General features: G+C 68.4%; 25 protein-coding genes. 9 read left to right on the forward strand and 16 right to left on the reverse strand.

All coding sequences use genetic code 11. The features are described from left to right. The 7 genes from EIM47_RS14690 to EIM47_RS14720 form a co-directional block, all read right to left on the reverse strand. Positions 1 to 238 (reverse strand): glutathione S-transferase N-terminal domain-containing protein (locus EIM47_RS14690; protein ID WP_205948733.1); only part of this gene is annotated, 238 nt, incomplete at its 3' end. Positions 239 to 279: 41 nt separating this feature from the next. Then, positions 280 to 705: a CopD family protein gene (locus tag EIM47_RS14695; RefSeq protein WP_083852436.1), complete on the reverse strand. Its 426-nt coding sequence runs from the start codon at positions 703 to 705 to the stop codon at positions 280 to 282. Continuing rightward, on the reverse strand, positions 702 to 1082 hold the full coding sequence (locus tag EIM47_RS14700) for a DUF3817 domain-containing protein (protein WP_125077338.1): 381 nt from the start codon (positions 1080 to 1082) through the stop codon (positions 702 to 704). Before EIM47_RS14700 ends, EIM47_RS14695 begins: the two co-directional genes overlap by 4 nt. A 34-nt stretch (positions 1083 to 1116) precedes the next feature. Then, a complete protein-coding gene (map, locus tag EIM47_RS14705) occupies positions 1117 to 1884 on the reverse strand; it encodes a type I methionyl aminopeptidase (RefSeq protein WP_125077339.1) in 768 nt (255 codons plus the stop codon). Beyond that, the gene (locus EIM47_RS14710) at positions 1881 to 2093 is read right to left on the reverse strand and encodes a ParD-like family protein (protein ID WP_019399043.1); all 213 of its coding nucleotides are present in this window, start codon (positions 2091 to 2093) and stop codon (positions 1881 to 1883) included. The genes map and EIM47_RS14710 overlap by 4 nt, the downstream gene beginning before the upstream one ends. An 85-nt stretch (positions 2094 to 2178) precedes the next feature. Continuing rightward, positions 2179 to 3072 carry an NAD(P)/FAD-dependent oxidoreductase gene (locus EIM47_RS14715; RefSeq protein WP_019399042.1) on the reverse strand — a complete coding sequence of 298 codons (894 nt, stop codon included), beginning with the start codon at positions 3070 to 3072 and terminating at the stop codon, positions 2179 to 2181. Then, positions 3062 to 3532: an Rrf2 family transcriptional regulator gene (locus EIM47_RS14720; RefSeq protein WP_019399041.1), complete on the reverse strand. Its 471-nt coding sequence runs from the start codon at positions 3530 to 3532 to the stop codon at positions 3062 to 3064. The genes EIM47_RS14715 and EIM47_RS14720 overlap by 11 nt, the downstream gene beginning before the upstream one ends. Positions 3533 to 3761: 229 nt before the next feature. Here EIM47_RS14720 and EIM47_RS14725 point away from each other — a divergent pair, with 229 nt between their 5' ends. The 3 genes from EIM47_RS14725 to EIM47_RS15720 are packed head-to-tail and all read left to right on the forward strand — an operon-like array spanning position 3762 to position 4753. Beyond that, on the forward strand, positions 3762 to 4025 hold the full coding sequence (locus tag EIM47_RS14725; protein WP_019399040.1) for a helix-turn-helix domain-containing protein: 264 nt from the start codon (positions 3762 to 3764) through the stop codon (positions 4023 to 4025). Between the two features lie 22 nt (positions 4026 to 4047). Then, entirely contained in the window at positions 4048 to 4260 is a 213-nt protein-coding gene (locus EIM47_RS14730; RefSeq protein WP_019399039.1) for a hypothetical protein, read from the forward strand. Then, entirely contained in the window at positions 4229 to 4753 is a 525-nt protein-coding gene (locus EIM47_RS15720) for a hypothetical protein (protein ID WP_164514627.1), read from the forward strand. Before EIM47_RS14730 ends, EIM47_RS15720 begins: the two co-directional genes overlap by 32 nt. An 80-nt stretch (positions 4754 to 4833) precedes the next feature. On the opposite strand, the gene aceE is transcribed toward EIM47_RS15720, so the two are convergent. Continuing rightward, positions 4834 to 7524: a pyruvate dehydrogenase (acetyl-transferring), homodimeric type gene (gene aceE, locus EIM47_RS14735; RefSeq protein ID WP_019399038.1), complete on the reverse strand. Its 2691-nt coding sequence runs from the start codon at positions 7522 to 7524 to the stop codon at positions 4834 to 4836. Between the two features lie 763 nt (positions 7525 to 8287). Between aceE and EIM47_RS14740 the strand changes: the two genes are divergently transcribed. Continuing rightward, entirely contained in the window at positions 8288 to 8701 is a 414-nt protein-coding gene (locus EIM47_RS14740) for an STAS domain-containing protein (RefSeq protein ID WP_019399037.1), read from the forward strand. A gap of 106 nt (positions 8702 to 8807) precedes the next feature. Here EIM47_RS14740 and EIM47_RS15725 read toward each other — a convergent pair whose 3' ends face one another. The 6 genes from EIM47_RS15725 to rsgA all read right to left on the reverse strand — a co-directional run bounded on the left by EIM47_RS15725 (position 8808) and on the right by rsgA (position 14835). Next, positions 8808 to 8948, reverse strand: a complete 141-nt coding sequence (locus EIM47_RS15725) for a hypothetical protein (RefSeq protein WP_019399036.1) — start codon at positions 8946 to 8948, stop codon at positions 8808 to 8810. Positions 8949 to 8992: 44 nt separating this feature from the next. Continuing rightward, entirely contained in the window at positions 8993 to 9457 is a 465-nt protein-coding gene (locus EIM47_RS14745) for a hypothetical protein (protein ID WP_028915152.1), read from the reverse strand. Between the two features lie 46 nt (positions 9458 to 9503). Then, the gene (locus EIM47_RS14750; RefSeq protein ID WP_125077340.1) at positions 9504 to 9734 is read right to left on the reverse strand and encodes a hypothetical protein; all 231 of its coding nucleotides are present in this window, start codon (positions 9732 to 9734) and stop codon (positions 9504 to 9506) included. 222 nt (positions 9735 to 9956) lie between these two features. Next, a complete protein-coding gene (locus tag EIM47_RS14755; protein ID WP_125077341.1) occupies positions 9957 to 12251 on the reverse strand; it encodes an NADP-dependent malic enzyme in 2295 nt (764 codons plus the stop codon). A 173-nt stretch (positions 12252 to 12424) separates the two neighbouring features. Continuing rightward, positions 12425 to 13666: a flavohemoglobin expression-modulating QEGLA motif protein gene (locus EIM47_RS14760; RefSeq protein WP_125077342.1), complete on the reverse strand. Its 1242-nt coding sequence runs from the start codon at positions 13664 to 13666 to the stop codon at positions 12425 to 12427. A 59-nt stretch (positions 13667 to 13725) separates the two neighbouring features. After that, complete coding sequence (rsgA, locus tag EIM47_RS14765; RefSeq protein ID WP_019399031.1) at positions 13726 to 14835, reverse strand: ribosome small subunit-dependent GTPase A; 1110 nt, start codon at positions 14833 to 14835, stop codon at positions 13726 to 13728. 172 nt (positions 14836 to 15007) lie between these two features. Between rsgA and EIM47_RS14770 the strand changes: the two genes are divergently transcribed. Genes EIM47_RS14770 through EIM47_RS14780 form a run of 3 tightly spaced genes read left to right on the forward strand, consistent with a single transcriptional unit; the run spans position 15008 to position 17618 of the window. Then, positions 15008 to 16279, forward strand: coding sequence for a pyridoxal phosphate-dependent aminotransferase (locus EIM47_RS14770; RefSeq protein ID WP_026010616.1), 1272 nt, complete (start codon positions 15008 to 15010; stop codon positions 16277 to 16279). A 2-nt stretch (positions 16280 to 16281) separates the two neighbouring features. Next, the gene (locus EIM47_RS14775) at positions 16282 to 16917 is read left to right on the forward strand and encodes an SGNH/GDSL hydrolase family protein (RefSeq protein WP_028915157.1); all 636 of its coding nucleotides are present in this window, start codon (positions 16282 to 16284) and stop codon (positions 16915 to 16917) included. Positions 16918 to 16946: 29 nt separating this feature from the next. Next, positions 16947 to 17618: a class I SAM-dependent methyltransferase gene (locus tag EIM47_RS14780; RefSeq protein ID WP_026010615.1), complete on the forward strand. Its 672-nt coding sequence runs from the start codon at positions 16947 to 16949 to the stop codon at positions 17616 to 17618. A 44-nt stretch (positions 17619 to 17662) separates the two neighbouring features. On the opposite strand, the gene EIM47_RS14785 is transcribed toward EIM47_RS14780, so the two are convergent. Beyond that, positions 17663 to 18439, reverse strand: a complete 777-nt coding sequence (locus tag EIM47_RS14785) for a polysaccharide deacetylase family protein (RefSeq protein WP_125077343.1) — start codon at positions 18437 to 18439, stop codon at positions 17663 to 17665. 62 nt (positions 18440 to 18501) lie between these two features. Here EIM47_RS14785 and grxD point away from each other — a divergent pair, with 62 nt between their 5' ends. Continuing rightward, complete coding sequence (grxD, locus tag EIM47_RS14790; protein WP_019399026.1) at positions 18502 to 19428, forward strand: Grx4 family monothiol glutaredoxin; 927 nt, start codon at positions 18502 to 18504, stop codon at positions 19426 to 19428. A 59-nt stretch (positions 19429 to 19487) separates the two neighbouring features. Here the strand turns inward: grxD and EIM47_RS14795 are convergent, their stop codons facing one another. Next, complete coding sequence (locus EIM47_RS14795) at positions 19488 to 20024, reverse strand: DUF924 family protein (RefSeq protein ID WP_125077344.1); 537 nt, start codon at positions 20022 to 20024, stop codon at positions 19488 to 19490. A gap of 134 nt (positions 20025 to 20158) precedes the next feature. Between EIM47_RS14795 and EIM47_RS14800 the strand changes: the two genes are divergently transcribed. After that, complete coding sequence (locus tag EIM47_RS14800; RefSeq protein WP_019399024.1) at positions 20159 to 20785, forward strand: 2-hydroxychromene-2-carboxylate isomerase; 627 nt, start codon at positions 20159 to 20161, stop codon at positions 20783 to 20785. The last annotated feature ends 42 nt before the right edge of the window (positions 20786 to 20827 follow it).

The following is a 20827-nucleotide window of genomic DNA, read 5'->3' on the forward strand; positions in this document are numbered from 1 at the left end:
ACTGGGCCGCAAGCTGCAGCAAGATTGGCGCTGTCTGCGTCAATTTGCGGCCATTGACCTCCAGCACCGGAATTTCACCCATCGGATTGACCGTGCGCCGCCACTGCGGCGTCCACGTCACGCGCGAGCCGAAATCCGTCCAGACGGGCTCAAAGGTTTGGCCGCAGAGCGTCAGCATCAGCGCCAGTTTGTAGCTGTTGCCTGACTCGGGGAAGTAATGGAGGCGATACGTGTCCATCGCAGTTCCTTCTTTGGCGGGGCGACTGGTGAATAGCAGTTCTAGGCCGGCTTCACGATCGCCAAGATGGCGATGACCAACATCGCAACGACGATGCCGAGTTCAGCACCAGGAATTTTCTCTACAGATGCTCCAGTTCGAAGGCAACGTCGTATTCGACCGGAACGTACGCCGTGAAACGCCGATAGGGCGACGACGAAGATCAGCTTGACGATCAGCCATGGGGATGACAGCCATCCCGCGCCGAGCGCCAATGACAATCCGAAGATCCAGGTCAACAGCAATGCGGGCGTGGTGACGGTACGTTCAAAACGCTGCAGCGCGGCCAACATCCCCGCTTGTTCTTCTGGTGGTGACAGCGAGATGGCGTTCACCATCCGTTCTTGCGCAAGCAAGCCGCCCACCAGAAATACCACCGCCGTGACGTGTGCTGCCACCAAATAAGGGTAAATCGCTGCCAAGCTCATCGAGCCTCCTTGCCATCGGCGAGCGTTTTCGCCCGTTCGCGCAGCCACCGGAGATTGGCGTACCCGCCGAATGGCACAAACGCGACCAGAAACAATCGAGCCACTTCACGGCCATGCCAGCCGCCGCCGGACACGGTTTGCAGTACCGTCCAGATGTACGCCAGAAATGCGATCCCATGTATGGGCCCGAGGAACTTCGAGCCATACGGCCAGCCCCAGAGATAGCGCAGAGGGACCGCAACGAACACCAAAAGAACCAGCGTTGTTGCCTCGATGATCGAGGCCATCTCAAGGCGCTTCAGTTGCTGGCTCTCAAGAGCCGCGATGGGTTCATGTGGATGACGCGGGTCCTTTTCTGCTTGTCCGTCTTTGACCATGTGGTTTCTCATGAAAGGCTTGCATTCATGAAAGTCACGTCGGGCATTTCTCACCGGGCCGCAAGGTCAGGACCCGGGCACCGTGAGCCGTGACGGCAACGGTATGTTCGAATTGAGCCGACAATTGCCCATCGCAGGTGACCACCGTCCAACCATCCTCCTCGGTTCGAACGGTGCGCCGTCCTTGATTCACCATCGGCTCGATGGTGAACACCATCCCTTCGCGCAGTACTAGCCCCGTTCGCGGTTTGCCCCAGTGCAGCACTTGTGGCGCCTCGTGCATCTCACGACCGATGCCGTGGCCACAGTATTCCCTGACGATCGAATAGTCATTCCTGCGGGCATGTCGCTCGATGGCGTGGCCCACGTCGCCAAGCGTGGCACCTGGGCGCACGGCCTGAATGCCTTTCCACATCGCCTCATAAGCCACGTGCACGAGCCGCCGCGCCGGCTGCGACACCTCGCCCACCAGATAGGTTTTGCTGGAATCGGCGATGTAGCCGTTCTTCTCCAGTGTGATGTCGAAATTGACGATGTCCCCGTCTTGCAAGATGTCTTCGGCAGAAGGAACGCCATGGCAGACCACATGATTGCGCGAGGCGTTCAGCGCATAGGCGTACCCGTATTGCCCCTTGCTGGCCGGGCGCGCGACGAGCTCGTGGACGATGAATGCATCGACCAGATCGTTGACCTGCAGGGTCGACATGCCGATCAGGTTCAGCCGATCGAGATAGTCGAACACCAGCGCCAGCAGTCGGCCCGACTCCGCCATCAGCGCGATTTCTTCGGGTCGCTTGGTCATGTCGAACCCATCTTGATGGGTTGCGCCACTACACCCGCGGCCCGCAGTTCACGCGTGACGATGTCGTTGAAGCTCAGTGTCGGGTTCATTTCGCACAGCATGCCGATCCGGATCCAGAAGGCCGCTTGCGCGTTGATCGACCGGCACGACACCGCGCTGGCCTTGCGCAGTTGGTCATGCAAATCGTCGTCGATGTTCACGATGCCCATATGCCGTCCACTTTATACGAAACATATACGCATCATATACTTTTCTGACTGCGACGCAAGGGAGCCGCAGGCCTGCCCGCGCCCGTCAAAACAGCGTCGAGCGATGCGCGGCCAGGCCCGCCAGTGCGCCGTCGCCCACGGCCAACGCCACGCTGCCCGCCGCTCTTGCGGCATCGCCACAGGCGAAGACCCCTGGCACGCTCGTCTCCTGTGCAGCGTTGACCTTGATGAACTCGCCCAGCGGACCTTTCTCGATCTCGCAGCCCAGTTGTTGCGCCACAGGGCTGCTGAGGTGGGCTCGTGTCTGGGTGAACAGGCCATTCATCGACAGGATGCGTCCGTCTGCCAGCACCACGTCAGCCTCGCCTTCGATGCGCTCGATGGGCGTTGATTCGACACGCGTGCCCCTCCTGGCGAGCGCGGCCAGATCCTCTGGCGTCGGCGCATAGGCGTCGTTGAGGAACAGTGTCGGCTTGCCCCAGTCGGGCAGCATGAGGCCGTGGTGCTGCGCCATCGGCGACGCGGCCACGATGCCGATGGGCCCGGCGTCCAACTCGTAGCCATGGCAGTAGGGGCAATGGAATACGCTGCGGCCCCAGCGCTCGGCCAGGCCCGGCACCGGTGGCAGCTCGTCGCGCACGCCAATGGCTAGGATCAATCGACCGGCGCTGACCACTTGGCCTGAGACGCAGAACTCGAAGCGGCCATCCGGGCCGCGACGCGCCTCCTCGGCCAGAGCGTCCAGCCAGCGCACGTTCGGGTAGCGCAGCAACTGGCTGCGGCCCTCGGCCGCCATCGCGCCCGGGGACTGGCCGTCGCGCGTGAGGAATCCATGCGAATGCCCTTGCGCCTCGTCAACGAAGCGGTTGCGGCGCTGTCCGGCATCGACCACCAGCACGTCGCGGCGCGCCCTGGCGAGCTGAAGCGCGGCGGACAGCCCCGCATAGCTGCCACCGATGACCGCGAAATCAACCTTCATGGACGTGCTCCACAAGCCGGTGCGGGGCATGGCGATGAGCCTTCAAGCGTCGCCGGAAGTCGCTGGCGAGATCGGCCAGCGTCACCTCACCGAGTCGCTCCAGCAGCAATCGCTCGGCGTCCTGCACCGCCACGCCCAAGGCTTCGTTGACCGCCTGTGCGACGAGGCACTGCGGGTGGTTCTCCCGGAAACCCAGCGAGACGAGGGATGGCTCGCCGAGCGCTTCGTAAACGCTGCGCAGCGTGACCGCCTCCAGCGCGCAGGACAGCACCCAGCCGCCGCCGTGGCCTTTGGATGATCGGACGAAGCCCTTGTCCCTGAGCCCGGCCATCAAGCGGCGCAGCACGACGGGGTTCGTCTGCATGGCCGCGGCAAGCAACTCCGAGGTCGCGGGCCCTTCGGCTTGCGCCATATGCAGGAGGACATGCAAAACGTCCGAGAGTTGGCTATTTTTCGTCATGCAACATTATGAGTTGCATGATATGCCTTTTGTCAAGCAACGAACTTCGCCTGATCAACCTGGAAGGGCGTGAAGTGGACGCTGGCTTTCCTGCGTGATGCTCAAAGGCACGCCGGAACGCATCGGCGAACCAGAAGTTCCCGCGTGGTTCGCCATTGCGTCCCTCGTATGTTCGCCACCCGAAGCCTGCAATGACACCTGTTCCTCAACAGCGTCATAGGAGGCTTCCATGCCGACAACGGCAAGCACCATCACCCGGTCGCCGGTCGATGCGATCAATAGTCTGTCTCCCGGCGACCGTCGGGGCCTCAACGAGAACGAGCTCGCGCAGCGCTGGGGCCTGAGCCCCAAGACCCTGCAGCGCTGGCGCAGCGAAGGTCGCGGCCCGCGCTACCTGAAGCTGTCCAAGCGCGTCAGCTACCCCCTGGAGTCGGTCATCGAGTTCGAGCGTGGCGCCCTGCACGACTCGACCTCCGAGCGCGTGGCGCGCTGAAGGGGGGGGGGGGGGGGGGGCGATGAGCGATTTGACCCTTTACCCCGCCGACATCGCCGCGATGTCGGTGGCCCAACTCGCCGCGCTGCCACCCGAGCAGAAAGCCGAGATCAGCCGCCATCTCGATGAGGCGATCGCCTGGCTCAAGCAGTATGGCCATAGGTTTCTTGGGCCTGGCTCTCACAGCGTGCGCGTCATCATCCGTGCTCGTCGGAAATGCGCGCCGAGCGATTGACCCAAAGGATGTCAAAATTTATCTGGAAGCGCCTACAAAATATGAAACAGTAGCACTACTGGAAGCATCCGATATCGACGCAAATGGATTCTCCGCCCAAATCCGAATAAACAAGGTTATGAAGCGCCTGAAATATGAGGCCGCGGAGCTCGGTGCGAACGGCATCCTCTTGCAAGGCATAGACACGCAGTACACCGGCTCGATAGGCAGCGGCGTTGCAAACGCCACAATTAATGGGAATAGGGCTTTTGTCTCCGGTTTTGGATACTCCGCAGCTCAGCACAGCAAGGTAGGTCGCGCCATTGCAATATATGTCCCTGCAGGCGACACAACTGCCACTATAACTTCACCCATTCCGGAAGAGCATCAGAATCCGGCGCCAGAACCACGGCAGCTAGCTCCTCATGGAAATGTACAGAAATCACCTGAGACCACCCCACACACCCCAAAATCTGGCACGAAAAGCAACTGGAGAGAATGGGGGAAAAATTAGAGATACCCTACCCCTACACAGCGCAAATAAAAGGCGGCCCTTCGGGCCGCCTTCTTGCTCTAGCTCCTGTTAATAAAGGGTCAAACCCCGATCGGGTTCGCCTTCTCCGGGTCGATTTTGTACAGCTTGATCGCCCTGGCCACGTCCTTGCCGGTCATCTTGCCCTCCTTCGCCAGGGCCGCGATCGCCGCGTGGGCAATGTAGTAGCGGTCCACCTCGAAGAAGCGGCGCAGGTTGGCGCGGGTGTCGGAGCGGCCGAAGCCGTCGGTCCCCAGCACGGTGTAGCTCATCGGCACGAAGCCGCGGATCTGGTCGGCGAACACGCGCACGTAGTCGGTGGCGGCGATGGCCGGGCCCTGGCGGCCCTCCAGCAGCTGGGTGACGTACGGCTTGCGCGGGGTCTCCTCCGGATGCAGGCGGTTCCAGCGCTCGGTGGCGAAGCCTTCCTTGCGCAGCTCGTTGAAGCTGGGGCAGGACCAGATGTCGGCGGTGACGCCGAAGTCCTTGTCCAGCAGCTCGGCGGCGGCGATGGCCTCGCGCAGGATCGTGCCCGAGCCCATCAGCTGCACGCGCAGCTCGCCCTTCTTGGGCTTGCCGGCGTCCTTCAGCAGGTACATACCCTTGATGATGCCCTCGGCCGCACCCTCCGGCATTTCCGGATGGGTGTAGTTCTCGTTCATCAGGGTGATGTAGTAGTACTCGTCGATCTGGTCCTCGAGCATGGCCTTCATGCCGTGCTGCATGATGACCGTGACCTCGTAGCCGAAGGTCGGATCGTAGCTGCGGCAGTTCGGGATGGCGCCGGCCAGCAGGTGGCTGTGGCCGTCCTCGTGCTGCAGGCCCTCGCCGTTGAGGGTGGTGCGGCCGGAAGTGCCGCCGAGCAGGAAGCCGCGGGTACGCATGTCGGCCGCCTGCCAGGCGATGTCGCCCACGCGCTGGAAGCCGAACATCGAGTAGTAGATGTAGAACGGCAGCATCGGCACGTCGGACACCGAGTAGCTGGTGCCGGCGGCCATCCACGACGCGATCGCGCCCGGCTCGCTGATGCCCTGCTGCAGCACCTGGCCGGACTGGTCCTCGCGGTAGTACATCAGCTGGTCGGCGTCGACCGGCTTGTACTTCTGGCCAAACGGGGCGTAGATGCCAATCTGGCGGAACAGGCCTTCCATGCCGAAGGTGCGGGCCTCGTCGGCCACGATCGGCACCAGGCGCGGACCGATCTCCTTGTCGCGCAGGGCGATGTTGAGCGTCTGCACGAAGGCCATGGTGGTGGAGTAGGCGCGGTCGCCGCTGGACTTGAGCAGGCGCTCGAACTTGTCCAGGCCGGGCACGGCGAAGGACTTGCTGGCCTTGCGGCGACGCTGCGGCAGGTAGCCGCCCAGCGCGGCGCGGCGCTCCTTGAGGTACTGCACTTCCGGCGAGTCCTCGCCGGGGTGGTAGAACGGAACCTGCTCGGCCTCGGCCAGCTGCTTGTCGCTGATCGGGATGTTGAAGCGGTCGCGGAACGCGCGCACGGCGTCGTCGTCCAGCTTCTTGGTCTGGTGGGTCGGGTTCAGCGACTCGCCGGCGCTGCCCATGCCGTAGCCCTTGACCGTCTTGGCCAGGATCACGGTCGGCATGCCCTTGGTGTTCACCGCGGCGTGGTAGGCGGCGTAGACCTTGTGCGGGTCATGGCCGCCGCGGTTCAGGCGCCAGATGTCCTCGTCGGACATGTTGGCGACCATGGCGCGGGTCTCCGGGTACTTGCCGAAGAAGTGCTCGCGGGTATACGCGCCGCCGAAGGCCTTGCAGTTCTGGTACTCGCCGTCGACGGTTTCCATCATCAGCTTGCGCAGGACGCCGTCGGTGTCCTTGGCCAGCAGCGGATCCCAGTAGCTGCCCCACAGGACCTTGATGACGTTCCAGCCGCCGCCGCGGAACACGCCTTCCAGCTCCTGGATGATCTTGCCGTTGCCGCGCACCGGGCCGTCCAGGCGCTGCAGGTTGCAGTTGACCACGAAGATCAGGTTGTCCAGGCCCTCGCGGCCAGCCAGGGCGATGGCGCCCAGGCTCTCCGGCTCGTCGGTCTCGCCGTCGCCCAGGAAGCACCAGACCTTGCGGTCGGACGGCTCGATCAGGCCGCGATGCTCCAGGTACTTCATGAACTGGGCCTGGTAGATCGCCGCCAGGGGGCCCAGACCCATGGACACGGTCGGGGTCTGCCAGTAGTCCGGCATCAGCCAGGGGTGCGGGTAGGAGGAGATGCCGCGGCCGTCGACTTCCATGCGGAAGTTGTCCAGCTGGCTCTCGCTGATGCGGCCTTCCAGGAACGAGCGGGCGTAGATGCCCGGGGCGCTGTGGCCCTGGATGTAGAGCAGGTCGCCCGGGTGGTGGTCGGACGGGGCACGCCAGAAGTGGTTGAAGCCCACGTCGTACAGGGTCGCCGCCGAGGCGAAGGAGGCGATGTGGCCGCCCAGGTCGCCCGGCTTGCGGTTGGCGCGCACGACCATCGCCATGGCGTTCCAGCGGATGATCGAGCGGATGCGCCACTCCAGCTCCGCGTTGCCCGGGCTCTTGGCCTCCTGGTGCGGCGGGATGGTGTTGACGTACTCGGTGGTGGGCGAGAACGGAAGGAACGCGCCGGAGCGGCGGGTCAGCTCGACCATGTCCTCCAGCAGTGCATGCGCACGCTCCGGGCCGTCACGGTCGATCACCGCCTTGAGCGATTCGATCCACTCGCGGGTCTCTACCGGATCCGGATCGTTGTGCAGCACATCGTTCAGCCAGTTCATATCACTCCCATTGCCGCGCGTGGGGGGCCGCGGCGTGACGTTCTTGTGGACCCCGGAGTTTACCGCACGGGTGGCACCGGCCGCTTCGCTACGGGTGCGTATGTGCGGTGGGACAGGCTTTTTCACCGGTGTGAATTGCGAGGGGGAGACAGGCCGCCGGACCGCAACAAGGCCCGCCTGGCGGCACGTCTGGCGGATAGTCTCCGTTGCAACCAGTGGCGGCCGCGGCTGACAGGGCTGTTGCCGGGCGACGCGCTGCACGCCCACCGGATCGCAGCCGGAGCAGGTTTTGTTGCGTCGCAAAAAACGCCAGCAAACGACCGTGTGTGGGGTCGGGGCCCTACATATCTATACGGGGTCGCGACTGATGGCCCTGATCCAGGTCAGATCGATGGGCGTTGGCCGTGCCGGGCGGGCGATGCGGAGGCACGCCTGATCCAGCGCCGATGCGGGTGCCGCCGGACACATGCTTGCCGGGTTGCTCCCGCGCCCGGCGGGTAGGAGCCGGGACGAAAGCGTCGACCGCGACCATGCCGCTGTGGGAGCCCACCCGGGCAGGTTGGCCTGCAATGCCGGCGACCTGGTCGCTGGAGGGACTGCGGCATGGTCCCACCGCCGCCGGGTGCCTGAAGAACCGTTCAGGCATAGCCTCCGATCACCACGTGGCCTTTGCATCTGCCCCCATACGATCCAGTACTGGCAGCCTGCCCCCCGGGGCGCCTCCGCAGGCCGCCGTATCCCTGCGGGACTGGAGACCGACGCAATGAGCCAGCTCAGGATCGACCCCACCCCGCCGCACAACGGCGTCCAGCGCATTGCCGTCAGCGGCCGCCTGGACGCGGGCAGCTATCCGGAGCTGGACCAGGCGCTGGATCCGCTGCTGGCCGACGACCGGGTGTCGTCGGTGGTGCTGGACCTGGAAGGCCTCAACTACATCAACAGCGCCGGCATCCGTTCGCTCGAGCGGGTGCGCCGCGCCCTCGCCGCCCGCCATCGCGCCGTGCTGCTGGTCAACCCGCAACCCCAGGTGCGGAAAGTCCTCGACGTGGTCGAGGCGGTACCGGTCGAGGAGGTGTTTGCCTCCTACGAGGAGGCCGACGCGTACTTCGACGTCATGCAGCGCCGACTGGTGTCCAAGGTGGCGGCGCACGCGCCGGAAGCCGGCGCGGACGGCTGATCCCTCGGCCCTCAGCGCCGTCCCGTTCCGTTGCTTCCCTGCCTGCGCTGCGTTATCCGGGCCGGCAGAACACCGAACCTGCCCACCTCGCTGCAGCCACGACGGTCTAGCTGCACTCCTGCGAAAGCTTGACGTGGGTGTCGTACGCCGCGTGGGCAATCGTCATCAGGCTTGCGCGGTTATGCCATGTCCAAGCGAAGGCAAGGAAGGCGAACAGCATCAGCGGCAGACTGTTCCTGGTCTTCATAGCGGCAACCGAATGTGTACGTCCATCACGCGAGCACGCATGTTTCACGCGCCCCCCAATGTCATCCCGTAGTACGCCACCGACAGGACAAGCAGGGCATTGGATGCAAGATGCAGCATCCATGTATGGAAGAAGGCGACCTTTGCCCCGTCCTTGCGTGCCAGGCAATACATGACCGAAAGGGATATACCTCCGGGCAGTCCGTACACCAGGCCATTGAAAGGGCCATTCATCACAAGGTGCAGGACGAAGAAGACAAGCCCGGCCAAGGCACCGCCTACATAGAGGGCCACGGGCTTCCCCCTGCCCAGCTTCAAGCTCGCCTCGACAAGAAGCGAATGAATGAGGGCCGTTTCAAGGAACGGCATCACCAGGATCACGGGAAGCAGGTTAGGCAGCTCGAGGAACCTGGCAGGATTCACCGGGCCAGCCAACAAGTCGCGGCACAACAGGCCAAGAAGCAAGCTTGCGAGATAGTCCAGAATCAGGATGAGCGGCAGATAGTTCATGCACTGCTCTCAGAGGCAGGGGCGCGGCAATCCGCGCCCCTGGTCATTACTCACCGCGGAAGGTATCCCGGAGGGACCGGTACGCATCCGCCACGGTAAACATCACGTGGGCGGTGAAATCCACCAGACCATCGTAAATGTTGGTCAGGGTCTTCCCCAGATTGCCAGGATCACCTTCGACGCTGACCTTGGCACAGAGGTCGCCCTTGCAGACCTCGCCCGCCATCTTCATGCCCCCGCAAACATACGGGACTTCGTCGACTTTCAAGATACGCATCATCCACTCCTTGGATTCTGCGTGCGGACCACCCCTGGCCCGCACGGCCGGCCCCTGCCGGCCATCGCTATTTTTCATATCCGGCAAGGCGCCGCCAGAGCCCACGCCCTGAATCTCGGGTCAGAAAACTCCGACCCGATCCGTCGCGTCGGCAGGCTGGCGTGTGGACGGCGACGGCCTGCCCGAATGCGCGGCACCCGTCGCCATGCACGCCAGCGGGGCTCAATCCCCCCCACCCCGCTCCAGCTGCTGGCGGATCTGCGCGTCGACCGCGGCGATGGCGGTCATGTTGAGGATGCGGCGCGGGGTGGCGCTGGTGGTGAGGATGTGCACCGGCTTGCTGATGCCCATCAGGATCGGGCCGATGGCGACGCCGTCGGTGAACACGCGCACCAGGTTGTAGGCGATGTTCGCCGCTTCCAGGTTCGGCATCACGAACAGGTTGGCGCGGCCCTTGAGGGTGCTGTTGGGCATGATCTTGCCGCGCAGCACCTCGTCCCAGGCGGTGTCGCCCTGCATCTCGCCGTCCATGTTCAGACGCGGGCTGCGCCTGCGCAGCAGTTCGCGCACCTGGCGCATCTTCTGCGCGTCCTTGGACTCGTGGCTGCCGAAGTTGGAGTGCGACAGCAGGGCCACGTTCGGCTCGATGCCGAACAGGCGCATGCGGAACGCGGCCTGCAGCGTGGCCTCGGCGATCTGCTCGGCGGTCGGGTCGTCCTGGACGTGGGTGTCGACGAAGAAGAACACGCCCTGCTGGTTGATCACGCCGGTCATGGCCGAGGTGGACTGCACCTTCGGCTCCAGCGGGATCACGCTGCGCACGTAGCCGAGCTTCTTGTGGAAGCGGCCGACGATGCCGGTCAGCAGCGCATCGGCCTCGCCACGGGCGACCATTACTGCGCCGATCAGGGTGGTGCGCGAACGCATCAGGGTCTTGGCCGCGGCCACGGTCACGCCGCGACGCTCGGTCAGGGCGTGGTAGTGCTGCCAGTACTCATTGAAGCGCGGGTCGTCGTCCTGGTTGGTGATCTCCACGTCCACGCCGGGGCGGATGCGCAGGCCCAGGCGCTTGATCCGGGTCTCGATCACCTCCGGGCGGCCGATCAGGATCGGGAACGCCAGGCCCTCGTCGACCACGGTCTGCACCGCGCGCAGCACCACTTCCTCCTCGCCCTCGGCGTAGGCCACGCGCTTGAGGTCGGAGCGGGCGCGGTCGTAGACCGGCTTCATCATCAGGCTGGAGCGGTAGACGAACTGGCCGAGCTTCTCGCGGTAGGCGGCCATGTCCTCGATCGGGCGCTGGGCGATGCCGGAATCCATCGCCGCCTGCGCCACCGCCGAGGACAGCTCGACCAGCAGGCGCGGGTCGAACGGGCGCGGGATCAGGTAGTCGGGGCCGAAGCTGGGGATCTCGTCGCCGTAGGCGCTGCCCAGGTCGGAGGCTTCCTTGCGCGCCAGCGCGGCGATGGCGTGCACGCAGGCGACCTTCATCGCCTCGTTGATGCCGGTGGCGCCGACGTCCAGCGCGCCGCGGAACAGGTAGGGGAAGCACAGCGCGTTGTTGACCTGGTTCGGGTAGTCCGAACGGCCGGTGGCGATGATCGCGTCCGGGCGCACGCGGCGCGCTTCCTCCGGCAGGATCTCCGGATACGGGTTGGCCAGCGCCAGGATGATCGGGCGCTCGGCCATGGTGGCGACCATCTCCGGCTTGAGGATGCCGCCGGCCGACAGGCCCAGGAAGATGTCGGCGCCGGCGACGATCTCCTCCAGGGTGCGGGCGTCGGTGTCGCGCGCGTAGCGGCGCTTGTCCGGGTCCAGGTCGGCACGGCCGGTGTGGATCACGCCGCCGCGGTCGAAGGCCAGGATGTTCTCCGGGCGCAGGCCCAGCGAGACCAGCATGTCCACGCAGGAGATGCCGGCCGCGCCCATGCCGGTGGTGGCCAGCTTCACGTCCTCGATCTTCTTGCCGACCACGTGCAGGGCGTTGACCACCGCGGCGCCGACGATGATCGCGGTGCCGTGCTGGTCGTCGTGGAACACCGGGATGTTCATCCGCTCGCGCAGCTTGCGCTCGACGATGAAGCACTCCGGCGCCTTGATGTCCTCCAGGTTGATGCCGCCGAAGGTCGGCTCCAGCGAGGCGATGATGTCGACCAGCTTGTCCGGGTCGGTCTCGTCGATCTCGATGTCGAACACGTCGATGCCGGCGAACTTCTTGAACAGCACGCCCTTGCCTTCCATCACCGGCTTGCCGGCCAGCGGGCCGATGTTGCCCAGGCCCAGCACCGCGGTGCCGTTGGAGACCACCGCCACCAGGTTGCCGCGCGCGGTCAGCTCGCTGGCCTGCTTCGGGTCGGCGACGATCGCCTCGCAGGCGTGGGCCACGCCCGGCGAATAGGCCAGGGCCAGGTCGCGCTGCGTGAGCATGGCCTTGGTCGGCGAGACCTTGATCTTTCCGGGCCGCGGGAAGCGGTGGTAGTCGAGGGCAGCCTGCTTGAAATCTTCCTGTTCGGACATCGATCGGGTTCGGCGCGGCACAAGGGGGCTCGATTCTAAGCCCTCCGGCGACGCAGCGACCCCCCTTGCAATCGCGGCCGCAGCGGCGCCGGCGCGACGCACGTGCTTCGATGCAGTGCAGCAATCGGCGTATCGGCGCGGCGCTTGCGGCATGACAGCGTTGGCCAGCGCCCTCAGCGCAGGCCTTCGCCGATGTGGTCGATGCGGATGCGGTTGGCGAACAGCGAGAACGCCAGCAGCCCGGCCAGGCCGCCGGCGCGTTCGATCCATGGCGGCAGCCACTGCGGCGGCTCCAGGGTGCCGTCGGCGAACAGCGGCTCGAAGCGGACCACGTCGTCCAGGGTCATCTTGCCGGCCAGCAGCCAGCGGCACAGGCGCAGGCGGTCGCGTTGCAGGGCCAGGCGGAAGAAGGTGTGCACGCCGACCAGGCCGCGCAGGTACACCGTGTCCTTGGTGAAGGCGCAGCCCCCGGAGAGCGGCACGCCGCGGAACACGCGCTGGGCCGAGGCGAAGCTCTCCTCCTCGCCCTGCCCGGCGCCGAGGAAGTAGCCGAATACCTGCAGGAAGTCCGCGCCGTCCAGGGCCATGGCCACCGCCTCGGTGCGCAGGCTGATGCGCTTCATCCGGCCGATGTCGATGCTGCCGGTGATCAGCTCGGCCAGGGTGGCCAGGCCCTCCTGGGTGGCGGTGACCCGCGGCGAGGCCAGGGCCAGGCTCGGCAGCACCTCCTGGTTGCGGCCGTTGAGCGCGGTCAGCGAGTGCACCAGGGCCTCGTGGTGGAACAGCTGGCGGCGGTCGTAGTCGCTGAAGGCGGCGCCGGCGCGCAGGCGGATGCGGGTGGCGCCGGCGGCGGCCTTGGCGATCAGCTCCGGGTCCAGTTCGACCTGGACCACGCGCCGGCCGAAGAACTCGTCCAGGTCGCCCTGCAGCTGCAGCGCCAGCGCGGTCGCGGAGACGGGCACCTGTTCGGCCGGGGAGAACAGCTCGTGGTCCAGCTCGCCGGCGATCTGGATGAAGTGGTGCGCGGCCTCGCGGGTGGTGGGGCCGTCGCCGGGCAGCGGATCGTCCGGACGCCCGAACAGGGCCACCGCCTCGGCCCCGGCCCGGGCCGTGCCCAGCGCCTCCAGCAGCCGCGCCGCGCGCTCCCAGCTGGCGGCCGACTCGCGCAGGTAGATGCCCAGCGGGTGGCCGGGGTCGGCGGCGGCGGCCACCGCGCGCAGTTCGGTGCGGGCGGCGGCGAAGTCCAACTTCGGGTACTCGACCCGGGGCAGCACCGCCCGACCCTGGCGCCAGGCGGCCAGGAAGGCGTGCTGCACCGCGGCCGGCCAGCTGGCCAGGCCGAGCAGGCGGATGCCGCGCGCAGCCCGGACCAGGCGCCGGTCCAGTGCGGCATGGCGGGCGATGGCGTCGGTCATCGGCGGCTCGGCGGCGCATGGGGCCCGGGTGCCCCGCCCGCACCGTACCGCAAACCCGGCTAGCGCCGCGGGCGCGGGGCCGGACGCCTGCGCCCGGCGGGGCCGCGGGCCTCGTTCTTCTGCGCCAGGCGTTGGGCCAGGCGCGCGGCGGCACCGGCCACCTCCTCGCGCAGCTTGAGGTAGTTGGCCAGGCGCTTCGGGTCCAGGGTGCCGGCCTCGATCGCGGCCAGCACCGCGCAGCCGGGCTCGTTGCGGTGGCTGCAGTCGTTGAAGCGGCACTGGGTGGCCAGCTCCTCGATGTCGCCGAACCCGCCGTCGGCCAGCTCCTCCTCGCCGGTGGGCTTGAGCTCGCGCATGCCGGGGGTGTCGACCAGGCAGGCGCCGGAGGGCAGCGCGATCAGCGCGCGGTAGGTGGTGGTGTGGCGGCCGCGCGAGTCGTGGGCGCGCACCTGGCCGGTCTTCATCCGCTCCTCGCCCAGCAGGGTGTTGGTGAGGGTCGACTTGCCGGCGCCGGAGGAACCGACCAGGACCACGGTCAGGCCTGGCGCCAGCCACGGCGCCAGCTGTGCCGCGGCGCCGCCGTCGCGGGCGTTGAGCGCCAGCACCGGCACGCCCTGGGCGCGCACGCCGGCCAGCGCTTCCAGCGCGGCTTCCGGATCGGCCCCTTCCAGGTCGGCCTTGGTCAGCACCACCACGGGCTGCACTCCGCCGCCGCCGACCAGCAGCAGGTAGCGCTCGATCCGGCGCGGGTTGAAGTCCGCGTCCAGGCCGCAGACCACGAAGGCGGTGTCGACGTTGGCCGCGATCACCTGCTGCTGGTAGTGCTCGCCGGCGGCGGCGCGCTTGATCGCGGTGCGCCGCGGCAGCAGGGCGAGGATGCGGCGGCCGTCGTGCAGCACCCAGTCGCCGACCGCGGCGCGCTCGTGCGCCGGCACGCCATCGGGGCGGAACACCGGGCGGCGCATCCATTCCGGCGGTGACTCGGCGCGGAAGCCGGCGTCCGGCGCGTCGGCCAGCACGTAGCCGGTGCGGTGCTGCTCGCTGACCCGGGCCGGGCGGGCCTGCGGATGCGCCTGGAACAGGGCCTGCCAGGCCGGGTCCTCGGGCGGGCCGGCCCAGGGCCAGCCAATCCGTTGCAGGGCGGTGTAGTCGGGTCCGGGGAGGTTCATCGGCAGGCATTGTAGTGCCCGGCCGGTTGGCGGCAGTGGCGGCGCGCCGGGTTGCTGGCGCTGCCAGCTTCCGTTTCGACCGAAACGGCCGCCAGGACTGGGCTTGCGGTCCCACCGGGGGGCGTTTTTTTCGATACCATGCCAGACCTTGCCACGCCCGCTGGGCCCTGCCATGCCGTCCACTGAAAAAACGCTCGCGGTGCGCGAGCGACTGTCGGAAGTCCGCTACGAGATCCGCGGCGAGCTCAACCGGCGAGCGCATGCGCTCGAGGCAGCAGGACGCAAGCTGATCAAGCTCAACATCGGCAACCCGGGCGCATTCGGCTTCCGCGCGCCGGAGCACCTGCAGCAGGCGATCATCCGCGACATCGACAACACCGACCCGTACACCCACCAGCTGGGCCTGCCGGCCGCGCGCGAGGCGCTGGCCGCGGCCTACCGCAAGCGCGGCGCGCCGCACGTGGATACCGAGCGGGTGTTCGTGGGCAACGGCGTGTCCGAACTGATCGACATGACCCTGCGCGCCCTGCTCAACCCGGGTGACGAGGTGCTGGTGCCCTCGCCGGACTACCCGCTGTGGTCGGCCGCCACCATCCTCAACGACGGCCGCCCGGTGTACTACCGCTGCACGCCGGAGAACGGCTTCATGCCCGACCCGGTGGAGGTGGAGGCGCTGGTCTCCGCGCGCACCCGCGCGATCGTGCTGATCAACCCGAACAACCCCACCGGCGCGGTGTACCCGCGCGCGCTGCTGGAGCGGCTGGTGGACATCGCCCGCCGCCACAACCTGCTGCTGCTGGTGGACGAGATCTACGACCAGGTGCTGTACGACGGCGCCGAGTTCGTGCCGACCGCGCCGATCGCCGGCGACCACCCGTGCATCACCTTCTCCGGCCTGAGCAAGGTGCACCGCGCCTGCGGCTGGCGCGTGGGCTGGGCGGTCCTCACCGGTTCGCATGCCCGCACCGCCGAGTACCGCAATGCGCTGGACCTGCTGTCCGGCCTGCGCCTGTGCGCCAACGTCGGCGGCCAGTACGCGATCGAGGCGGCGGTCAACGGTCCGGACACCATCAGCGCGCTGTGCGCCCCGGGCGGACGCCTGTACGAGACCCGCCGCGCGGTGGTCGAGGCCTGCGCCGCCAGCGAGCACCTGCGCCTGATCGAGCCCAAGGGCGCGCTGTACGCCTTCCCCTCGGTGGTGGGCGCGGCCGCGCGCGGCTTCGACGACCACCAGTTCGCACTGGAGCTGCTGGAGACCGAGGACGTGCTGATCGTGCCGGGCAGCAGCTTCAACGTCCCCTACCGCGACCACTTCCGCGTGACCCTGCTGCCGGAAGCCGGGCTGATGCGCGAGGTGTTCGCGCGCATCGACCGGGCGCTGTCGCGGCGCGCCGAGCTCAACACCAAGGTCGTGCCGCTGAAGGCGCGGAACGCGGCGGCGTAAGCGTGGCGCAAGGCTTCCTCGCCCTGGGCGATTCCTACACGATCGGGGAAGGCATCGCGGCGGACGGGCGCTGGCCGGTGCAGCTGGCCGCGCTGCTGCGCGCCGAAGGGCTGGACGTGGGCCAGCCGCGGATCATCGCCACCACCGGCTGGACCACGGATGAGCTGGACGCCGGCATCGATGCCGCCCACGCGCAGGCGCCGATCCCGGCCGACCACGCCCTGGTCAGCCTGCTGGCAGGCGTGAACGACCAGTACCGCGGGCTGGAGCCGGATGGCTTCCGCACCCGCTTCGCCGCCCTGCTGCGGCGCGCGGCCGGCTTCGCCGGCGGCGATCCGGCGCGGGTGCTGGTGCTGGCGATCCCGGACTGGGGCGTGACCCCGTTCGCCTTCGCCCAGGGCCGCGACCGCGCCCTGGTCGCCACCCAGATCGACGCCTTCAACGCCATCTGCCGGGAAGAAGCCGCGCGCGCGGGCGCGCACTGGGTCGACATCGGCCCGGTCAGCCGCGCACGCGGCGCCGAGCCTGGCATGCTGGCCGACGACGGCCTGCACCCCTCGGCCGCCCTGTATACCCTGTGGGCACGGCTGGCATTGCCGGCCGCCCGCGCCATCCTGCAAGGCAGGAGTACCCCGTGAACGCGATGCCCCGACCCCAGCCGCGACCGCTGTCGCGGGACACCGCTGCGCGTATCGCCAGCAGCTTCCTGCCCGGCACCCTGCTGGGCAACCGCTACCACTACTACTACGCCCGGGCGAAGCTGCGCAGCGACCCGCTGTACCCGGGCGTGTGCGCGGCCCTGCGCGACGCCGCCGGCCCGCTGCTGGACCTGGGCTGCGGCATCGGCCTGCTGGCCCACGCCCTGCAGCACGAGGGCATCGCCCTGCGCTACTTCGGCGTGGACAACGACCACCGCAAGATCGCCTCGGCGCGCCGCGCCGCCGCCCGCGCCGGGCTGGTCGACGCCGGCTTCGAGGCGCTGGACCTGTCGCAGGCGCTGCCGCCGCACCGCGGCAGCGTGGCGATCCTGGACGTGCTGCAGTTCCTGCAGCCGCAGCGCCAGGCCGAGGTGGTCGACGCCATGGTCGCCATGCTCGAGCCGGGCGCGAAGCTGGTGATCCGCACCGGCCTGGACGACGGCAGCCGCCGCGCCCGCATCACCCGCACCACCGACGTGTTCGCGCGCCTGGTGGGCTGGATGAACGCCGCGCCGATCCACTACCCGGACGCGGACATGCTGAGGAAGCGTTTCGACGCCGCCGGCCTGCGCAGCGAGTTCTCGCCGCTGGCCGGCGACACCCCGTTCAACAACTGGCTGGTCGTCGCCACGCGCGACTGAGCCCTCGCCGGCCGCCGCCGCCCGCGACGGCGGCGGCCGGGCGCTCACTCCGGGATGACGCTGGCGTAGCCCTGCTCGCGCAGCAGGCACAGCGCCGCCTCGACGATCTCCACGCTGCGCCCGTGCGGCGCGCCCTCGTGCAGCAGCACGATCGCGCCCGGGCCTAGCCCGCGCTGCAGCCGCTGCAGCACCCGCACCACGTCGCCGTCCACCGCGTCGTAGCCGCGCACGCTCCAGGCCGCGCGCGCCAGCCCCAGCCGCCGCAGCGGCGCGGCCAGGAACGGATTGGTGTGGCCGGCCACCGCGCGGAACCAGCGCGGCGGCTGCCCGGCCAGTTCGCCGAGCACGGCCTGGGCGCGTTCCACCTGCGCGGCCATGGCGCGCGGGCCGAGCGCCCAGAACCAGGCCTGCGGATGGCTCCAGGTGTGGTTGGCCACGCCGTGGCCGCGGCGCAGGATCTCGCGCACCAGCTCCGGCCGCGCCTGGGCGCGCTGCCCGACCAGGAAGAAGGTGGCCTGCATGCCGTGGCGGTCCAGCGCGTCGAGGATCGCCGGGGTGTCGTCCGAGGGGCCGTCGTCGATGGTCAGCCAGACCTGGCGTTCGTCGCCCGGCAGGCGCGACAGCGCCGGCGCGTACAGCGTGGCCCGCGGCAGGAACACCGGCACGATGAAGGCCGCGTGCGACAGCAGCAGGGCCGGCAGGCCCCAGCGCCAGCCGGCCACCCACCACAGCCCCGCCACCGCCAGCTGCGAGGCGGCCAGCCAGGCCAGCCAGGCATGCGGCCGGTGCGGGGTGCGATGCAGTGTTGCCGGGCGGCTCATCGCCGCATCATGCCACGCGGCGTAGAATGCAGGCCCCTGAAAAATCCGTGGTGAGCCCCCGCATGTCCCTGGATCCCGCCCTGCGTTCGCGCATCGAGTCGCTGCTGCAAGCCAACCGCGTCGTGCTGTTCATGAAGGGCCAGCCGGGCATGCCGCAGTGCGGCTTCTCGGCCAAGGCCAGCGGCATCCTGGAGGACCTGGGCGTGGAGTACGCCCACGTCAACGTGCTGGCCGACCAGGAGATCCGCGAGGGCATCAAGGTCTACGGCAACTGGCCGACCATCCCGCAGCTGTACATCGACGGCGAGCTGGTCGGCGGCAGCGACATCATCGAGCAGCTGGCCTCCAGCGGCGAGCTGTCGCAGATGCTGGGCCTGCCCGCGCCGGACCGCACCCCGCCGCAGGTCACCGTGACCGAGGCCGCCGCCGAGAAGCTGCGCGGCGCCCTGGCCAGCGAGCCGGGCGCGGCGCTGGCGCTGTCGATCGACGCGCGCTTCCAGCCGCGCTTCCAGATCGTGCCGCGCAACGACAGCGCCATCGCGGTGGAAACCCAGGGCCTGCGCATCCAGTTCGACCTGTCCAGCGCGCGCCGCGCCAACGGCATCACCATCGACTGGGTGGACGACTTCCGCGGCCAGGGCCTGGCCATCGACAACCCCAACGCGCCCAAGCCGGTGCAGGCGATCACCCCGGCCGAGGCCGAGCGCCAGGTCGGCACCGGCGAGCTGGTGCTGGTGGACGTGCGTCCGCCCGAGGAACGCGCGATCGCCTCGCTGCCGGTGCCGCACCGCACCCTGGACGGCGACGGCCGCCCGGCGCTGGAAGCCCTGCCCAAGGACACCCGCCTGGCCTTCATCTGCCACCACGGCGGCCGCAGCGCGCAGGCCGCGGAGGAGTTCCGCGCCAAGGGCTTCACCGCGGTGTTCAACGTGGAAGGCGGCATCGACCGCTGGGCACAGGAAGTCGACGGCGGCATCCCGCGCTACTGAGCGCGCGGCGCCAGCCAGCTGGCGGCGGCCCCGGCCGCCCTTTTCCGTTTGCGCCGCCGCTAGAACCCGCCGCCGGCGTCGAGCCAGGCCTGCTCCTCCGGCGTGCTGGTGCGCCCCAGGGCGCGGTTGCGGTGCGGGAAGCGGCCGAAGCGCGCGATCACCTCGCGGTGGGCGATGGCGTAGTCCAGGTAGAGCTTGTCGCCGAGGGCGGTGAACAGTTCCACCGAATGGTCCTGGTCGGCCGGGTCCTCGGAGTGCTCCAGGGGCAGGTAGAAGAACGCGCGCAGCGCCGGTTCGACCTGCCGGTCGTGGCCGGCCTGCAGCGCGCGCAGCGCGTAGTGCCGCGCCAGGCCGTCGGTGGCGAAGGCGTGGCCGCTGCCGCGGAACACGTTGCGCGGGATCTGGTCGAGCAGGATCAGCAGGGCCAGGGCCCCTTCCGCCGTCCCCAGCCAGTGCTCGCACTCGCCGCGCGCCGCCGCCAGGTGCGCCTGCAGGAAGCGCGCCTCGCACTGGCGGTCGAACGCCCCGCCGCCGTTGAACCACGCCTGCTGCCCGGCCTGGCGCCAGAACTCCACCACTTCGCCCGCGCTTGCCATTGCATCCTCCTCGGTCGTCGCCCCCCGAGCATGCGCCATCGGCCATGCACGCGGCGACAGCACCGCGGCAACGCAGCGTGGCGCCGGGCGCTGCTGCCGGCATCATCATGCGCACGTCCCGCAGGAGCCGCCCGATGACGCCACGCTGGTACTTCGACTTCGTCTCCCCGTTCTCCTACCTGCACTGGCAGAAGATGCGGCCGCTGGTGCAGGCGGGCCGGGTGCAGCCGGTGCCGGTGGTGTTCGGCGCGGTGCTGGCCGCGCTGGGCAACCTGGGGCCGGCGGAAATCCCACGCAAGCGCGAATTCATCTACCGCCAGGTGCTGTGGCAGGCGCGGCGCGAGGGGGTGCCGCTGGTGTTCCCGCTGGCGCATCCGTTCAATCCGTTGCCCGCATTGCGCTTGTGCGTTGCGGCAAACATCCGCCCCGAGGCGATCGACGCGATCTTCGACGCGATCTGGCGCCAGGGCCTGGATGGCAGCCCGGCGGCGCTGGCGGAGGCCGGGCGCCGGCTCGGCATCGAGGACGTGGCCGCGGCGATCGGGGCGCCCGCGGTGAAGCAGAAGCTGCGCGAGCTGACCGATTCAGCCCTGGCGGCCGGCGTGTTCGGCGTGCCCACGCTGGAGGTGGACGGCGGCCTGTTCTGGGGCAACGACAGCCACGAGCTCATGCTGGCGGTGCTTGAGGACCCCGGACTGCTGCGCGAGGGCCCTCTGGCGGAGATCGGGAAGCTGCCGGTGGGGATCCTGCGCAAGCGCTGAACACCCCGCTTCCGGCAGTCGCAAGCCGCCGGATTCTGCGAT

Source organism: Pseudoxanthomonas sp. SGT-18 (assembly GCF_003931645.1).
Classification (GTDB): domain Bacteria; phylum Pseudomonadota; class Gammaproteobacteria; order Xanthomonadales; family Xanthomonadaceae; genus Pseudoxanthomonas.

Coding starts and splice junctions, on each gene's coding strand:
- EIM47_RS14695 (WP_083852436.1), bottom strand. CDS start 705: ATGAGCTTGGCAGCGATTTACCCTTATTTGGTGGCAGCACACGTCACG.
- EIM47_RS14700 (WP_125077338.1), bottom strand. CDS start 1,082: ATGGTCAAAGACGGACAAGCAGAAAAGGACCCGCGTCATCCACATGAA.
- map (WP_125077339.1), bottom strand. CDS start 1,884: ATGACCAAGCGACCCGAAGAAATCGCGCTGATGGCGGAGTCGGGCCGA.
- EIM47_RS14710 (WP_019399043.1), bottom strand. CDS start 2,093: ATGGGCATCGTGAACATCGACGACGATTTGCATGACCAACTGCGCAAG.
- EIM47_RS14715 (WP_019399042.1), bottom strand. CDS start 3,072: ATGAAGGTTGATTTCGCGGTCATCGGTGGCAGCTATGCGGGGCTGTCC.
- EIM47_RS14720 (WP_019399041.1), bottom strand. CDS start 3,532: ATGACGAAAAATAGCCAACTCTCGGACGTTTTGCATGTCCTCCTGCAT.
- EIM47_RS14725 (WP_019399040.1), top strand. CDS start 3,762: ATGCCGACAACGGCAAGCACCATCACCCGGTCGCCGGTCGATGCGATC.
- EIM47_RS14730 (WP_019399039.1), top strand. CDS start 4,048: ATGAGCGATTTGACCCTTTACCCCGCCGACATCGCCGCGATGTCGGTG.
- aceE (WP_019399038.1), bottom strand. CDS start 7,524: ATGAACTGGCTGAACGATGTGCTGCACAACGATCCGGATCCGGTAGAG.
- EIM47_RS14740 (WP_019399037.1), top strand. CDS start 8,288: ATGAGCCAGCTCAGGATCGACCCCACCCCGCCGCACAACGGCGTCCAG.
- EIM47_RS15725 (WP_019399036.1), bottom strand. CDS start 8,948: ATGAAGACCAGGAACAGTCTGCCGCTGATGCTGTTCGCCTTCCTTGCC.
- EIM47_RS14745 (WP_028915152.1), bottom strand. CDS start 9,457: ATGAACTATCTGCCGCTCATCCTGATTCTGGACTATCTCGCAAGCTTG.
- EIM47_RS14750 (WP_125077340.1), bottom strand. CDS start 9,734: ATGCGTATCTTGAAAGTCGACGAAGTCCCGTATGTTTGCGGGGGCATG.
- EIM47_RS14755 (WP_125077341.1), bottom strand. CDS start 12,251: ATGTCCGAACAGGAAGATTTCAAGCAGGCTGCCCTCGACTACCACCGC.
- EIM47_RS14760 (WP_125077342.1), bottom strand. CDS start 13,666: ATGACCGACGCCATCGCCCGCCATGCCGCACTGGACCGGCGCCTGGTC.
- rsgA (WP_019399031.1), bottom strand. CDS start 14,835: ATGAACCTCCCCGGACCCGACTACACCGCCCTGCAACGGATTGGCTGG.
- EIM47_RS14770 (WP_026010616.1), top strand. CDS start 15,008: ATGCCGTCCACTGAAAAAACGCTCGCGGTGCGCGAGCGACTGTCGGAA.
- EIM47_RS14785 (WP_125077343.1), bottom strand. CDS start 18,439: ATGAGCCGCCCGGCAACACTGCATCGCACCCCGCACCGGCCGCATGCC.
- grxD (WP_019399026.1), top strand. CDS start 18,502: ATGTCCCTGGATCCCGCCCTGCGTTCGCGCATCGAGTCGCTGCTGCAA.
- EIM47_RS14795 (WP_125077344.1), bottom strand. CDS start 20,024: ATGGCAAGCGCGGGCGAAGTGGTGGAGTTCTGGCGCCAGGCCGGGCAG.
- EIM47_RS14800 (WP_019399024.1), top strand. CDS start 20,159: ATGACGCCACGCTGGTACTTCGACTTCGTCTCCCCGTTCTCCTACCTG.